Here is a 15,072-nt window from a genome sequence, read left to right as displayed (position 1 = left end):
CAAGCAGATAATATATGTGTGGATGCGTTTTCCTCAATCTTTCATCAATTTCTCCAGTTTCTCAAGCAGGCTGCCTTTGCCATAGCCCGACCACATTTCCTGTACTTCGCCTTCGGAAGACAAAAAGACATAACGAGGAATGGCACCCGAATCATATTTGGCATACAAGCCATGATTCCCTTTCAGGTCGTTCAAGTTCCACCATGTAATTTCATGATGCCGTGAAGCTATCTCCCAGTTGGTTTTGTTATCTATACTCAAACTCACCACCACCAGACGACCTTCGTATTTCTTGCTGATTTCCTTCATTTCCGGTAGAGCCATGATGCAAGGGCCGCATCCGCGACTCCAAAAGTCTATTAAAACCGGTTTGCCCTTAAAGTCGGATAAATGATGCACATTACCTTGCAAGTCAAATAAATCGTCGTCCGCGGCCTTTTCACCAAGATTGGCTGCATCCGGTGGCGCCAAATAAGACAGAATGTCCAATGCCTTGTCCGTCTTCCGCTGCTCCTCCGAGAGGCTGTTATAAAGCTCCGTCACTTCGCGGCGATAAGGATAATCCGGATTGTATTTCACATCAATCGACAGTTTTTCAAGTTCTCCCATCCACACATCGTCCACAGGCAATTGTTTCATACGCTTTATGATTTTGGCATCGATGCGCGTCTGTATTCCCTTATTCAGTTCCGAAAGTTTTTCCCCTTGCGCGCGCAATTCTTTTTTCATTTCATCCGTAATATCCTTACTTCTACACCGGTCATACAATCTTTTTTCCTGAATATCGTTTTGCTGATACTCATTCCAAAGTTCACGCGAATCGTCAACGAAAAGTTGCCTGATATGTTGTTGGGGGATATCGCTTTCCACTTGCCAAGTATAAACCAACATATCATCTCCGGTAATTTTGATATGGCTTCCGGGGCGCGCCCAAAGGTCCAAAGCCATCGTATATAAATTCCCTTCTGTAATAATCAACACCAATTTGTCGGTTCCTTCGCCCAACGTCTGTTGCTCAAACCGAAAGGTACCTCCACGCAACGTATCCGCCGCAATGTCTTTGCCTATATCTCCTTCCATACGGAACAATCGCAGACATACGCCTTCCTTTACATTACTGACTTTCCCCTCGATGACGAAAGTTCCTTGTGCCTGCACACAAACACTTGCCAACAGCAACAATATACTTCCTATCAGTTTTCTACAATTCATAGTTCTTACATGATTTTTATTTAATAAGGAACAATGATACTGATTATAGCTGTATCTACGGATAAACCGGGAGCTGTTTTATTGATATTTAACCGGCATCTCTACTTCGGAGCCACACCTGAACCGTATCGGCATCGCATCAAATCCGTATCTACAGCGACGAAAGAACTACGAAGAAACGACCGAGCAGATACCATTTTGAACTTTAAACAGGCCTCGGCTTAAAATCGTATTCTCGGAGGAAAGGTTCACATTACCTTAATCCGACAATTTAAATAGGGAGGAGGTATGTCCCGGGCCTTAACTTATTCGTACACACAAAGAGAATTGGCCACTTTGCGTTCAACCGTACCCGAAGGTGCATTTGCAATGCCTTTATCGGGCAAAGAAGCGCTCCAAAGAGTTGAAGAACCTCCACCATCGAGATTCAACGCATCTTTACCGCCCAACACACGAATCATGTGGGTTAACTCCGGTATATTAATTCCTTCGGCTTTTCCTTTCCTGCGCCCATCTACAACAATCAACAAGATTTTCTTGTTTCCGGTCAGAACCACGGCACTGCGAGGATGTTTGGTCTTTACAAAGTTCGGATTGCACGCAGAAAAATCGCAGTTTTTTCCATCCAGCAACATCAAAGGACCGGAAGCGAGCACAGTGCCACGCTTCAGTTTGCAAGTCTTTTCTTTTTGTTTATTCCATGACATCAACCGTAATTTCCCCTTTCGTATGAACAGGGCGCCATTCGACACAGTCGACAGAGCACCGATGGAGGTTGTATCTACTACAACTCCGTCACGGCGCAGATAGCAGACGGAATTACCCGCCTTCATATCGAAAAAAGAACCATTGATGGCTGCCACGGCACCCGAACGACGGGCGGCAACACTCGTCTCTTCTTTGGGATTATGAATAAGCACATCCAAACAATAATGTTTCGGAGATATTTCAAAAATAAAAATTTCTTGCGGCACTCCATACAAGGAAGAAAATGCCGCCTTGCGATAAAGAATTCCTTTTTGCAAAGAAACAGCCTGCCAGTCCGCCTCGACAAGTGCCAGCGAATCGGCGGCAGTCTGTGCCATTACAGCCAACAAATTGCAACAGAAAAGCAGCAACAAGCCAACTTTCTTCTTCATTTCACTCTTCTTTTTCATGGCATCATTCTTTCAATCAATCAATCAGCTCGTAACCCGATATCTGAATCGGCATGTCAAGATTATGCAACACCTTCTCAAGCAGAATCCCCTCGCGGTTATCATACTCATAACCCCAAGTAGCTCGAATGCCCTGCATAATAAACTGTGTGGCACGATCTAAAGCAATGGGCAGGCTGTCGCCTTGTAACAATGCGCCGGTAATGACACTCGTAAAGGCATCGCCCGTGCCGGGATAATGGGCAGGCAAATAAGGACAAGTTACTTTCCAATAGCGATTGCCGTTTCTATTATAGGCATATACAGAGGTTTTATGCTTATCTTCCACCGGTACACTGGTGATAACCACCACTTCAGGACCGGCATCGGAAAGTTGCCGGAGATACGATTTCAACTCTTCATCCGAATTTCGCTCCCGATAAGGAATATCCAACAAATAGAAAAGTTCCGTCAGATTAGGAGTAATCACGTCTGCTTTCGTGATAAGATGCCTCATCTCCTCCACCATGAAACCATCGAAATTCGTGTAAAGCCGTCCGTTATCTCCCAGCACAGGATCTACCACTACCAGCTCCTCCGGTCGGCGAAAGCTGTCGATAAAGTCGGATACAATACGTATCTGGCGCGGAGAACCTAAATAGCCTGTATAGAAAGCATCAAATCGCACTCCAAGTTTCTTCCACTCGGCGATAATCTTCGGCATCTCGTCCGTCAAATCAAGAAAAGAGAAGTCCGGATATTGGGTATGGCCGGACAATACTGCCGTAGGCAACGGACATACCTGAAAGCCCATTGTGGAAAGTATGGGGATAACCACCGTCAAAGAAACCCGTCCCACTCCCGAAAGGTCGTGAACGGCAACCACTTTCTTTACTTTATTCGCATACATGTTATCTATATTATTTTTCCTACATTTGCCGCATGAAAACGATTTATATCATTTTAGGAACTATCTCCTTCGTGCTGGGCCTCATCGGCATATTTCTGCCTTTACTGCCTACCACTCCCTTTTTGCTGCTCACCGCCGCCCTCTATTTCAGAGGCTCGCCCCGCCTATACCAATGGTTGCTGAACCATAAATACTTCGGCACCTACATCCGTAATTTCCGCGAAAACAAAGCCATTCCGCTACGAGCAAAAATCTACTCTCTACTATTGATGTGGGGCACCATTCTCTATTGCATCTTTTTCTTAATTCCGCTGATGGGGGTGAAAATACTGATGTTCCTCGTCGCAGTGGGAGTGACCCGACATATTTTATCCTTCAAGACACTGAAATAAGTCCCGCAGAAGAGCACTTTCTATCAAAACACAAAGGTAGAAACCTTTCCGGAAGATTCCTACCTTTGTCTCATTAAATATTTAGAAGGGATAACTTCTATTTCGCCCTCTAAAGAAACAAATATCCTCTTACCGCCCTACGCAACAAATAAGCTTGTTTTTTCGAGAAAACGGAAAAAGTGAACGATAAAAAGCAATAATCAACCCCTAAAGACAACATTTTTATCAAAAAGTTTTTGTAATCTATAAGTAAATCGTATTTTTGTGTAGAATTTTGGTGTAGTAATGACAGACGAAGAAAAGAAGCTATTAAGTACCTTTGAAGCCAGACTGCGACATTTAATCTATCTGCACGATGAATTAAAACGCGGAAACGCTGAGCTGAAACAACTTCTCGAAGCTAAAAAAGAAGAATACGAGAAATTACAAGCTGAATACAAGGAACTGGAACTTAACTACACGAACCTAAAAACAGCTACGACAATCAGCCTTAACGGCAGCGACGTAAAAGAGACGAAGCTGCGATTGTCCAAATTAGTGCGTGAAGTCGATAAATGCATCGCCTTGCTGAATGAATAAAGAGAAGAGGATGTATGAACGATAAGATAAAGATAAATCTGCAAATGGCAGGAGCCTCCTACCCCCTCACCATCAACCGTGAGGACGAAGAAATGGTAAGAGAAGCCGCCAAGCAGGTGGATATCCGGCTCAATGCGTATCGGGAACATTATCAAAATGTATCTCCGGAGAAGATTATAGCCATGGTGGCCTATCAATTCTCTTTGGAAAACCTTCAAATGAAAGACCGTAATGATACCGAACCGTACACTGCCAAGATAAAGGAACTGACAGAAGTGCTGGAAACCTATTTCAAGGAATCATAAACAACAACGCTCCTCCGTCGGGTTCGGCTTAATAAAAAGAAAGATTCACGCACTGTACAAAAGTTTGCTCTGAAACGTGAGTAAACTTTTATGCAGTGCTTTTTTATTTATATACTAAAACAATTCAATAAAATGACAGTAGTTACAATAGTAGTATCCATTGCCTGCTTCATTGTCGGAGGATTCGCCTCGTACTTGTTCTTCAAGCACGGGCTGAAAAAGAAATACGACGGCATCCTGAAAGAAGCGGAAGCCGAAGCGGAAGTAATTAAAAAGAATAAGTTGCTGGAAGTGAAGGAAAAATTCCTGAACAAGAAAGCCGATTTGGAAAAAGAGGTAGCCATCCGCAACCAGAAAATACAGCAGGCAGAGAACAAACTGAAGCAACGTGAACTGGTATTGAACCAGCGCCAAGAAGAGATTCAACGCAAAAAAATGGAAGCCGAGGCCGTAAAAGAGAATCTGGAGGCCCAATTAGCCATTGTAGACAAAAAGAAAGAAGAGTTGGAACACATGCAACGGCAAGAGATAGAGAAGCTGGAAGCCATATCCGGACTCTCTGCCGAAGAAGCCAAAGAGCGCATGGTGGAATCGCTGAAAGAAGAAGCCAAAACGCAAGCCCAATCATACATCAACGACATTATGGATGATGCCAAACTGACGGCAAGCAAAGAGGCCAAACGCATCGTCATACAATCCATCCAACGCGTGGCAACAGAAACAGCCATCGAAAATTCCGTAACCGTATTCCACATCGAGTCAGACGAAATCAAAGGTCGCATCATCGGTCGCGAAGGCCGCAACATCCGTGCATTAGAAGCTGCTACCGGTGTAGAAATCGTTGTAGACGATACGCCAGAAGCCATCGTATTGTCTGCCTTCGACCCTGTTCGCCGTGAGATAGCTCGTTTAGCTCTTCACCAACTGGTCACAGACGGGCGCATTCATCCTGCACGTATCGAAGAAGTAGTAGCCAAAGTGCGCAAGCAAGTTGAAGAAGAAATCATAGAAACCGGCAAGCGCACCACCATCGACTTGGGCATCCACGGTCTGCACCCCGAACTCATTCGTATCATCGGTAAGATGAAATATCGTTCTTCCTACGGCCAGAACCTTTTGCAGCATGCCCGCGAAACGGCCAACCTTTGCGCCGTGATGGCATCGGAACTGGGGCTGAACCCCAAGAAGGCCAAACGTGCCGGATTGCTGCACGACATAGGCAAAGTGCCCGATGAAGAGCCGGAATTGCCGCACGCTCTCTACGGCATGAAGCTGGCCGAGAAGTTTAAGGAAAAACCGGACATCTGCAATGCCATCGGAGCCCACCACGACGAAGTGGAGATGACCAGCCTGCTTGCCCCCATCGTGCAAGTGTGCGATGCCATATCGGGGGCACGCCCGGGAGCACGCCGCGAAATCGTAGAAGCATACATCAAGCGACTGAACGACCTTGAACAACTGGCCATGTCCTATCCGGGCGTAACGAAGACATACGCCATCCAAGCCGGCCGCGAACTGCGTGTCATTGTCGGTGCCGACAAGATTGACGACAAGGCAACGGAAAATCTCTCAGGCGAAATAGCCAAGAAGATTCAGGATGAGATGACCTATCCCGGCCAGGTGAAGATTACCGTCATCCGCGAAACGCGCGCCGTGAGCTACGCTAAGTAAGGACGGAGACATTTCCTCTTGTCTTTTTACCTCCGGGCTTGTCAGAAAACAGGCGAAAGAAAGTCAAAGAGACGTTTTTCAAGACGCAGATGAAGCGGATGTGGCAGTTTTTTAATGAAAATCTGTGTCATCCGCTTCATCTGCGTCTAAAATATCCGAGAAGGCTTGAAGTACACCATTTCCAAGCGCTTCTTTTCTTTTTTACCACAGACCATACGTTTATCAAATGGAAAATTATCAGTTTGAAGTTTGTGCCAACTCCGTAGAGAGTTGCCTTGCCGCCCAAGCCGGAGGAGCCCACCGGGTGGAGCTGTGCGCCGGCATTCCCGAAGGAGGCACCACCCCATCTTATGGCGACATCCTCATAGCCCGCGAGCATCTACGAGAAACCAAACTACATGTCATCATCCGTCCACGTGGAGGCGATTTTCTATATTCCTCCATCGAGCAACGCATCATGCTGAAAGATATTGAGAATACCCGCCGTTTGGGAGCAGACGGCGTAGTCTTCGGCTGCTTGACGGCAGAAGGAGATGTAGACGTCTCTCTGATGAAGCTGCTAATGGAAGCTGCCCGGGGCATGTCCGTCACCTTCCATCGTGCATTCGACATTTGCCGTAATCCGCACGAAGCACTTGAAGACATCATCCGACTGGGCTGCAACCGCATCCTGACTTCGGGGCAACAAGCCACGGCAGAACAAGGCATCCCCTTATTGAAAGAACTCGGACAACAGGCCGCAAACCGGATTATCCTGCTGGCAGGCTGTGGAGTGAACGAATCAAACATAGCCCGCATTGCCCAAGAAACCGGAATCCGCGAATTTCACTTCTCTGCCAGAGAGAACCGGACAAGCGACATGCTGTATCACAACCAATCCGTCTCCATGGGCGGAACAGTCCACATAGACGAATACACACGCAGTGTCACCACCTCCGAGCGGGTGAAACAGACTATTGAGGCGCTGCATTCGGGCAAGCAATAAAAGGATACGGACCAAGACGTACAAGAGAGCAAACCCGACCAACATGCGGGAATGTTAAATCGGCTCAGTCCGAAAAGCCTGTCGGCTGTTCAATGATTCCTCAAAAGACACCTTGCCCTAAAGCGTGAGGCCACCTTTCCTAAGGTGTGGGAGTAGCTTCCGTAAGATGCGGGCTTATGCCTTCTAAAGTGTGGGCTTAGGACTCCTAAAGTGTGAGGTTGCACCTCTTAAAGTGTGGGGTTATATTCATTAAAGTGTGGGCATATGCCTCCTCAAATGTGGGCTTAGGATTGTACAAGCGTAAAATGCCGAATTATGTTGAATTACAAACATGGAGGAATTCACCCACAGTTTTGTCGGATTGTTCCCATACAAGCCGTATCAAACAACCGCTTCCAAATACGCAAAAAAAACACAGATGACATAGATTCTTCTTCAAATCCATGTCATCTGCGTTTTCTAAACATTTGAGAAATGTGCCCTATATTATTTTAATGCACTCTTTCCTTATTTATAATCTTATAATGCCCGCATTCGGCCGAATATTTGTCACGAAAATCAAGGTTTCGCGTTATTTCTTTGCAGGAGAAGAGTATCTTGCATTCAAACCTTCCAGAATCTCCTTGGTGATGTTGTACACACTGTCTGCATACAACAGGTTATCGAATCCCGTATTGCTTATAATCATGCTGTAACCTTTTGTTTTATTATACTCTTTCAGGAAAGCATTGATGGAGTCGCGCAACTGCAGACTGTTTTTTTCGTTTTCGCTCATCAATTCCGATTGCAGCTTGTTGCTCAAAGTCTGCAAGTCTTGTTCCAGTTTAGCGATGCGGTTATATTCCTGCTGCGCCCTCTCCTGAGAAAGATAGGCGTTATTCTGATACTTCGTCTGGAATTCTTGTTTTTGTTTCTCCAATTCACCGGCTTTCTGATTCAGGGTCAGACGTACATTCTCACTCTTCTTCACCATGGCCTCGTTTAAGTCAACACAGAAATTATATTTTGCGAGAAGCGTATCTATCTCGACATAGGCAATCTTCATTTCGGATAATCCGCCGGCATGCACAGGGTCGTTTGTTGTCTGTTTATCAGCATTACCGGTACATTGAGCAAATAAAACGATCAGAGCAAAAGCTGCCAAACCGTTCACGAGGTAGTTTAATCTCTTCATAATAGATAAATATTGTTTTTAAAATTAGTTCATACTATCGTTTAAGGCTTTTTCCAATTCATCAATGGAGAAACGGGATTTACGCTGTGCTTCCCTGTCCTGCGACTGCACGCAGCCGATGCCTCTGTCGCGCATGGCCTTGTTGCCACTGACATGCCCGTTAGGGAACTTACCGCCTTTTACGAAAAAGACCTTTATTCCCAATAAAACAATGCAAATAGCAACTATTAACAGAGTTATCAATATTGTATCGAGCATTTCCTCTAATTTTGTTACATAAAAAATAGTGTTTTTACTATTTTTGTGGTGCAAATATAGGGCTTTGGTTGGACTAACCTACTTTTTTTGCTCTAAAAAAAGAGAAAGGGGAATAAAATAGGCTTCTTTTTAACCGACTTTAGCACTAAAGATTAACAGTCAGGCTCCAAGCACAAGTTGCACATGCCATATATCTGCCCTATACCACCTTCGTGTCTGCTCCGTACCCATAGATACGGAGAAGGCACAGATTTGATACGGAGGCTGCATGGAAGTTGCATGGAGATTGTACAAAGAAACCATTATTAAAAACATACGATATGGAGAAAAAAGAATTGAAACCGGCAAACGTATTTCGTTATTTCGAAGAAATCTGCCAAGTGCCGCGCCCTTCCAAGAAGGAAGAGAAAATGATTGCTTATTTAAAAGCGTTCGGAGAAAAGCATAAGTTGGAAACAAAAGTAGACGAAGCCGGAAACGTCTTGATAAAGAAGCCGGCCACTCCGGGCATGGAGAACAGAAAGACGGTTGTCCTGCAATCGCATATCGACATGGTGTGTGAAAAGAACAATGACGTGAAGCACGACTTCCTCACCGACCCCATCGAAACCGAAATAGACGGTGAATGGTTGAAAGCCAAAGGAACCACCTTAGGTGCCGACAACGGCATAGGAGTGGCAACCGAACTGGCTATCCTCACCGACAACAGCATTGAACACGGTCCCATAGAATGCCTGTTCACTGTAGATGAAGAGACGGGGCTGACAGGCGCTTTTGCCTTGAAAGAGGGCTTCATGAGCGGAGACATCCTGCTGAACCTCGATTCGGAAGACGAAGGCGAACTCTTCATCGGCTGTGCGGGCGGCATAGACTCGGTCGCTGAGTTTACATACAAAGAGGTGGATGTGCCGGCAGGATACTTCTTCTGCAAAGTGCAGGTAAAAGGACTGAAAGGCGGACATTCCGGAGGCGACATACACTTGGGAAGGGGCAATGCCAACAAGCTGCTGAACCGTTTTCTGAGTGCGGCATTCGGCAAATATGACTTATATCTTTGTGAAATAGACGGCGGCAACCTGCGCAACGCCATTGCCCGCGAAGCACATGCGGTGATTGCCCTGCCCGATGCCGACAAGCATGCTTTGCGTGCAGACCTGAATGTTTTTGCGGCAGAGGCACAAGCCGAATCAGCCGTCGTAGAACCCGATTTGCAGTTTACACTCGAATCGGAGCATTCTCACCCCAAAGCCATCGACAAAGACACGACCAAACGACTGTTGCAAACCATCTATGCCGTGCCTCACGGAGTATTTGCCATGAGTCAGGACATTCCGGGACTGGTAGAGACCTCCACCAATCTGGCTTCCGTGAAAATGAAGCCTAACCACATCATCCGCATCGAGACGAGCCAGCGCAGTTCTACTGCATCTTCCAAACAAGACATAGCCAATATGGTGCGCACCGTATTCGAGATGGGCGGGGCCTCCGTATCGTTCGGCGATGGTTATCCCGGTTGGAAACCGAACCCGCATTCGGAAATTCTGGAGGTGGCGGCAGATTCTTACAAGCGGCTGTTCGGCGTAGACGCCAAAGTAAAAGCCATCCATGCGGGTTTGGAGTGCGGTCTGTTCCTCGACAAGTATCCGACGCTGGACATGGTTTCCTTCGGTCCTACCCTGCAAGGCGTACACTCTCCCGACGAACGGATGCTCATTCCTACCGTCGATAAATTCTGGAGGCATCTGCTGGATATCTTAAAGCATGTGCCTGTAAAAAAGTGACGAGTGGCACAGGATAGCTTGTGATGCCGATTAATAAGACGATATGGATGGCTGTCCTTTTTCTCTGCCTGCACATTGTCGTGTACGGGCAAGAGAAAAAGGACAGTCTCGTTTTCCGCGTGATGAGCTACAACGTGGAAAACCTCTTCGACCTCCGGCACGACACGCTGAAAAACGACCATGAGTTCCTGCCCGATGCCCTGCGCCGCTGGAACTATGCCAAGTATAAGAAAAAGCTGGACAACATAGCCCGCGTCATCATCGCCGTGGGCGGTTGGACGCCTCCCGCACTCGTAGCCCTGTGCGAAGTGGAAAACGACAGTGTGATGCGCGACCTCACCCGCTACTCCGCACTGCGGGAAGTCGGGTACCGATACATAATGACGCAATCGGCCGACGAACGCGGCATCGACGTCGCCTTGCTTTATCGGCGCAGTCTTTTCAAACCGCTTTCCAGCCAAAGCCTTTCGGTAAGCAGGTTTAGGAGAGATGCCCGCCCCACACGCGATATACTCCACGTAAGCGGACTGTTGTTGAACAAAGACACGCTGGATGTATTCGTGGCCCACTTTCCATCCCGTTCGGGAGGTGCCAAAGAGTCCGAACCTTACCGCCTGCATGCCGCCCGAAGAGTGAGGACGGCCATAGACAGTCTGTTCCGCCTACGCCGGCATCCGCAAATCCTTCTTATGGGAGACTTCAACGACTATCCCCACAACAAAAGCATAAGGCAGGTGCTGAAGGCCGGAGCGCCTCCCCTCTCGCCGGATTCACTGCATGCACACGGCCTCTACCATCTGCTGGCCGGGAAAACGACCGTCAGCAAGCACTTCGGAAGCTATAAATATCAAGGAGAATGGGGCTTGCTGGACCATATCATCGTGTCGGGCAGTCTTCTTCAAAAAGATTCATCCCTCCATACAGACGAAACGAAAGCCGATGTGTTTGCTCCTCCCTTTCTTTTGGAAGAAGACAAGAAATATGGAGAAAAACAACCCTTCCGCACCTATCGCGGCATGAAATATCGGGCCGGATACAGCGACCATCTGCCTGTATGGGCGGAATTCCGACTATTGTATTAAAGCCGATACGGCTCTCCAAAAGCATGTTTCTCGCTTTCAGCCGATAACCTTCAACGATGTCTCAGTATCGCTGAAATGACATACGTATCTCATTGGTGATGACATACGTATCTCATGGGCAACGACATCAGCATCTCATGGGCAACGACATCAGCATCTCATGGGCAACGACATCAGCATCTCATGGGCAACGACATCAGCATCTCATGGGCAACGACATCAGCATCTCATGGGCAACGACATCAGTATCTCATGGGCAACGACATCAGTATCTCATGGGCAATAGAAATATCTGCTTCATGGTTTCCCGTCACACTCCCATAACGACAAATACATACCCTTTCTTCATCAGCGACTCAATCTTTACAGTCGGGTCGTTTTTCAAAGCCTTTCGCAGATAGGAAATCTGAACATTCAGAGCAAGGGAATTAGCATAAGAACTGTTGCCCCACACAAGTTCCAGCAGTCTGTCGCGACTGACGGAAGTGTTACGATTCAAGACAAGCAGGCGGAGGATGTCTGCCTGGCGGGAAGTGACCAGCACCTTGTTGTTTCCGGTGCGTATCTCGTTGGTGCTGTAATTAAATACGGAATTGCCGAAGGAGTAGGTCTCGTCTTCCACAACACCGGACAGTTGCACAGCGAAGCGCTCGCGGATGCGTGCCATCAACTCTTCGGGATAGAAAGGCTTGGCCAGATAATCGTTTGCCTTCAGTTGAAAACCTTGCAGACGGTCCGCCTTGTCGCTACGGTCGGAGAGAAAGAAAATAAGGACGTGCTTATCCGTTTCCCGAATTCGTTCGGCCACTTCAAAACCGTTAAGGCCGGGCATATTGATATCGAGCAACACCAAATCGGGCTTGACACGGACAAACTGCTCAAGGGCGATGTTGCCGTTACCGGCATAAGTCACCTCGTAACCTTCTTTTTCGAGGAAACGTTTCAGCAGCATGGAGTACTTCAAATCATCGTCGGCAAAAAGTATCTTCAGGGATTTCATATTCAGTACTTGAGATTAGCTTATTGAGGTATGGATATTTCTATCGTCGTGCCCTTGTCCACCCGACTTGTCAGAGAGACAGTGCCCCGATGGGCTTCCACCAAGAGCTTGACGTAACTCAATCCCAAACCGATGCCGGGAAGGGCCTTGTCGGGAAGGTTACTGCTGCGATAGAACTTATCGAACACACGCAGTTGCTCGGACGCGGGGATGCCGATGCCATCGTCGGTGACTTTTATCGTAAGCCTATGGTCGTGCAACGCACAGTCGACAAGAATATGAACCGAAGCTCCCGAATACTTCACGGCATTTTCTATCAGGTTACTGACGATGTTGGAGATGTGCACCGGGTCGGCAGTGACGAGCAGACGGTCCGTAAAGCCGGTTGTAAATGTCACATGCTTGCCCTCGGGAGCATGCTGCAAGCGTATCAGCTTTTCCACAACCGGTTTCAAATCGAAAGTACTTACCGACAAGTGCGTTTGTTCATCATCGGCACGCGTCATGTCGCGAAGCTTTTGGAGATAGGCCGAAAGATTGTCCAGTTCGGACATGGAATCGCGCACCACCTCGTCCATGCCCTGCTCGTCCGTACGCATGTTCTTGTCGCTGAGAAAAGCCACACACATTTTCAAAGCCTGCACCGGGCGCTTCAGTTCGTGTATCATCGTATTTACAAAGCTTTTACGCAACTCGTCGATGCGGCGTTGTTTCAGAATCGTTTTTATCTGCAACAACAGGCAGACGGCCAGCAAGAATATAAGGAACAGACTTCCGAGTAACTGCCGGCCCATACGAAGCAAAAGGGTATGAGGCCGAATCCGCACGTCTATCTGCACCAACTCGCGTTTCAACGGATTATAAGGATAGACTATGCGGAGAACCGGACGCAAACCATTGCCCAACCTTTCTACCGTTTCCGCCCATTGATAGAGGGTGTCCGGCCTCATCGTCAACTTCGTCTCAAAAGTCATGTCGCCCAATTTCGCAGCCAGCACCGAATCGAAACGCTGCAAGGTGAAAGGCACATCCACTTGCAACTGATAGGCGTTTATCGCCTCAGTGAAGCTCATATCGAACAAGGCTTTATCATCTCCGTATATCACTATTTTCTCTTTATGGACAACACTATCTATCGATATGTTAAGGTTGAAGTCGGCGTCAGCGGTCTTGGCAATCTTCTTTATCGTCCGCAAAGAGTCGGCAAACGTGGAACCGATGATAAAGGTACGCGTATAGCACTCCTTCGCTTTTCCGGTCGCAGAGTCCCTGTCCGCACGCATATCCACATTGGTATTGTAGAAAGAGACATTGGGCTTGATAAACACTTTCTTGGGCTGCATGCGGCGGACGGAATCGTTTGCCGCCACGGCATCCATTACACACCGACGAATTTCTTCCTCATACTCTCCGTTCTTGTACTGATATTGATTCCATAACCAATACCCCTGCCCTGCCACAATCAGTATCATGGACGCGAACGACAATGCCCATATAATCTTTATTCTCCGTTCCATCTTTGCGATATTCCTTTTCTCCACAGTGGCAAAGGTAATCTTTTCAGGGAATCGGATGTACGTACGAGGCTCTCTTTTTTCTTTCGGAGTAATATCTCAGTAATAACTTTCCTGCTCCGGTACAATCTTTTCGTGTAGATTTGCGACAAACAGAAATATCAATCTGTTACCGATATCACCTTTAAAAACAACAAAACAATGAAAAAGAAAGCTTCACTCACCGCAATGCTGACCATAATAGCATTGGCTGCGCATGCACAATTCAGTATCAACATAGGCATGGGCAAGACCTTCCGAAAGGATACCATAGACCAAGCGGTGTTCATCGTTCAATACGAAGTAGACGGCTGTATAGACACGTTGAAAAAAGAACGCTTCAAAGAAACCATGATGCTGGAAGTAGGAAAGAAATCTTCCAGATTTTATAGCTATACGAAATATGTAAGCGATTCCGTGCTTGCCGCCGATATTGCCAATAACGTCTCCAAAGAAGTCATGATGGAGCATGCCAAACAATTCGGGAAAAGCAGACTTAATGAACAAACATACAAACGGTATCCGGTAGGAAAAGTCACCACGCTGAACGAAATAGCGGGAGACATCAGCAGGCTCCGTTGCGAAGAAACGGAAGAGCGTCCCCAATGGACCCTTTCAGCAGACACGGCCACCATTCTCGGCTATGTATGCAACAAGGCGGAATGCTTCTTCAAGGGAAGAAGATGGACGGCTTGGTATAGCCCGGAAATTCCTTCCGGTGAAGGACCATGGAAACTGTTCGGCCTTCCGGGATTGATATTGAAAGCCGAAGACGGCGATAAGCATTACACCTTCACTTGCACAGGCATAGAGCAATGTCGTTCTTATCGCCCCCTCCTCTTCAACGGGAAAGATTACGAACCCATAAACCGTAAAGCATACGATAAAATCCACGAAAGATACCATGCAGACCCGGTAGGCTTCATCACCGGCAGTATGCCCAACGTCAGTGTCACCGTACAAGACCAGCAAGGCAATAAAACGAGAAATCCGATGAATATACCCTACAATCCACTCGAACGAAGATAAACATG

General features: G+C 47.2%; 15 protein-coding genes. 8 read left to right on the top strand and 7 right to left on the bottom strand.

The features are described from left to right. Positions 1 to 33 precede the first annotated feature (33 nt). From C4H11_RS00690 to C4H11_RS00680, 3 genes are all read right to left on the bottom strand, one after another. The gene (locus C4H11_RS00690) at positions 34 to 1,212 is read right to left on the bottom strand and encodes a TlpA family protein disulfide reductase (RefSeq protein WP_106040060.1); all 1,179 of its coding nucleotides are present in this window, start codon (positions 1,210 to 1,212) and stop codon (positions 34 to 36) included. Positions 1,213 to 1,517: 305 nt separating this feature from the next. After that, a complete protein-coding gene (locus tag C4H11_RS00685) occupies positions 1,518 to 2,351 on the bottom strand; it encodes a phosphodiester glycosidase family protein (protein ID WP_106042972.1) in 834 nt (277 codons plus the stop codon). Between the two features lie 34 nt (positions 2,352 to 2,385). Then, positions 2,386 to 3,258: a pyridoxamine kinase gene (locus tag C4H11_RS00680; protein ID WP_106040059.1), complete on the bottom strand. Its 873-nt coding sequence runs from the start codon at positions 3,256 to 3,258 to the stop codon at positions 2,386 to 2,388. 32 nt (positions 3,259 to 3,290) lie between these two features. Between C4H11_RS00680 and C4H11_RS00675 the strand changes: the two genes are divergently transcribed. The 5 genes from C4H11_RS00675 (at position 3,291) to C4H11_RS00655 (ending at position 7,190) form a co-directional block, all read left to right on the top strand. After that, positions 3,291 to 3,650, top strand: coding sequence for a YbaN family protein (locus tag C4H11_RS00675; protein ID WP_106040058.1), 360 nt, complete (start codon positions 3,291 to 3,293; stop codon positions 3,648 to 3,650). A 285-nt stretch (positions 3,651 to 3,935) separates the two neighbouring features. Then, positions 3,936 to 4,229 (top strand): hypothetical protein, encoded by a 294-nt coding sequence (locus C4H11_RS00670; protein WP_106040057.1) that lies wholly within the window; start codon positions 3,936 to 3,938, stop codon positions 4,227 to 4,229. 14 nt (positions 4,230 to 4,243) lie between these two features. Next, positions 4,244 to 4,534, top strand: a complete 291-nt coding sequence (locus tag C4H11_RS00665) for a cell division protein ZapA (protein ID WP_106040056.1) — start codon at positions 4,244 to 4,246, stop codon at positions 4,532 to 4,534. Positions 4,535 to 4,666: 132 nt separating this feature from the next. After that, a complete protein-coding gene (gene rny, locus C4H11_RS00660; RefSeq protein ID WP_106040055.1) occupies positions 4,667 to 6,205 on the top strand; it encodes a ribonuclease Y in 1,539 nt (512 codons plus the stop codon). 226 nt (positions 6,206 to 6,431) lie between these two features. Continuing rightward, positions 6,432 to 7,190 (top strand): copper homeostasis protein CutC, encoded by a 759-nt coding sequence (locus tag C4H11_RS00655; protein WP_106040054.1) that lies wholly within the window; start codon positions 6,432 to 6,434, stop codon positions 7,188 to 7,190. A gap of 571 nt (positions 7,191 to 7,761) precedes the next feature. On the opposite strand, the gene C4H11_RS00650 is transcribed toward C4H11_RS00655, so the two are convergent. Together C4H11_RS00650 and C4H11_RS00645 are read right to left on the bottom strand one after the other, a co-directional pair. Further along, the gene (locus tag C4H11_RS00650; RefSeq protein WP_106040053.1) at positions 7,762 to 8,364 is read right to left on the bottom strand and encodes an OmpH family outer membrane protein; all 603 of its coding nucleotides are present in this window, start codon (positions 8,362 to 8,364) and stop codon (positions 7,762 to 7,764) included. Between the two features lie 24 nt (positions 8,365 to 8,388). Further along, complete coding sequence (locus C4H11_RS00645) at positions 8,389 to 8,622, bottom strand: hypothetical protein (RefSeq protein ID WP_106042970.1); 234 nt, start codon at positions 8,620 to 8,622, stop codon at positions 8,389 to 8,391. Between the two features lie 320 nt (positions 8,623 to 8,942). Here C4H11_RS00645 and C4H11_RS00640 point away from each other — a divergent pair, with 320 nt between their 5' ends. Together C4H11_RS00640 and C4H11_RS00635 are read left to right on the top strand one after the other, a co-directional pair. After that, complete coding sequence (locus C4H11_RS00640; protein ID WP_106040052.1) at positions 8,943 to 10,403, top strand: aminoacyl-histidine dipeptidase; 1,461 nt, start codon at positions 8,943 to 8,945, stop codon at positions 10,401 to 10,403. Between the two features lie 23 nt (positions 10,404 to 10,426). Then, the gene (locus C4H11_RS00635; protein ID WP_106040051.1) at positions 10,427 to 11,485 is read left to right on the top strand and encodes an endonuclease/exonuclease/phosphatase family protein; all 1,059 of its coding nucleotides are present in this window, start codon (positions 10,427 to 10,429) and stop codon (positions 11,483 to 11,485) included. A gap of 310 nt (positions 11,486 to 11,795) precedes the next feature. On the opposite strand, the gene C4H11_RS00630 is transcribed toward C4H11_RS00635, so the two are convergent. Together C4H11_RS00630 and C4H11_RS00625 are read right to left on the bottom strand one after the other, a co-directional pair. Then, entirely contained in the window at positions 11,796 to 12,485 is a 690-nt protein-coding gene (locus C4H11_RS00630; protein ID WP_106040050.1) for a response regulator transcription factor, read from the bottom strand. 20 nt (positions 12,486 to 12,505) lie between these two features. Continuing rightward, positions 12,506 to 14,002, bottom strand: a complete 1,497-nt coding sequence (locus C4H11_RS00625) for a sensor histidine kinase (RefSeq protein ID WP_106040049.1) — start codon at positions 14,000 to 14,002, stop codon at positions 12,506 to 12,508. 198 nt (positions 14,003 to 14,200) lie between these two features. On the opposite strand from C4H11_RS00625, the gene C4H11_RS00620 reads away from it, so the two are divergent. Continuing rightward, positions 14,201 to 15,067 (top strand): GLPGLI family protein, encoded by an 867-nt coding sequence (locus C4H11_RS00620; RefSeq protein ID WP_106040048.1) that lies wholly within the window; start codon positions 14,201 to 14,203, stop codon positions 15,065 to 15,067. Positions 15,068 to 15,072 lie beyond the last annotated feature (5 nt).

This window comes from Bacteroides zoogleoformans, from assembly GCF_002998435.1.
In the GTDB taxonomy this organism is placed as follows: domain Bacteria; phylum Bacteroidota; class Bacteroidia; order Bacteroidales; family Bacteroidaceae; genus Bacteroides; species Bacteroides zoogleoformans.
Note: the sequence above shows the minus strand (reverse complement) of the source record. Positions and strands in the feature narration are given on the sequence as shown.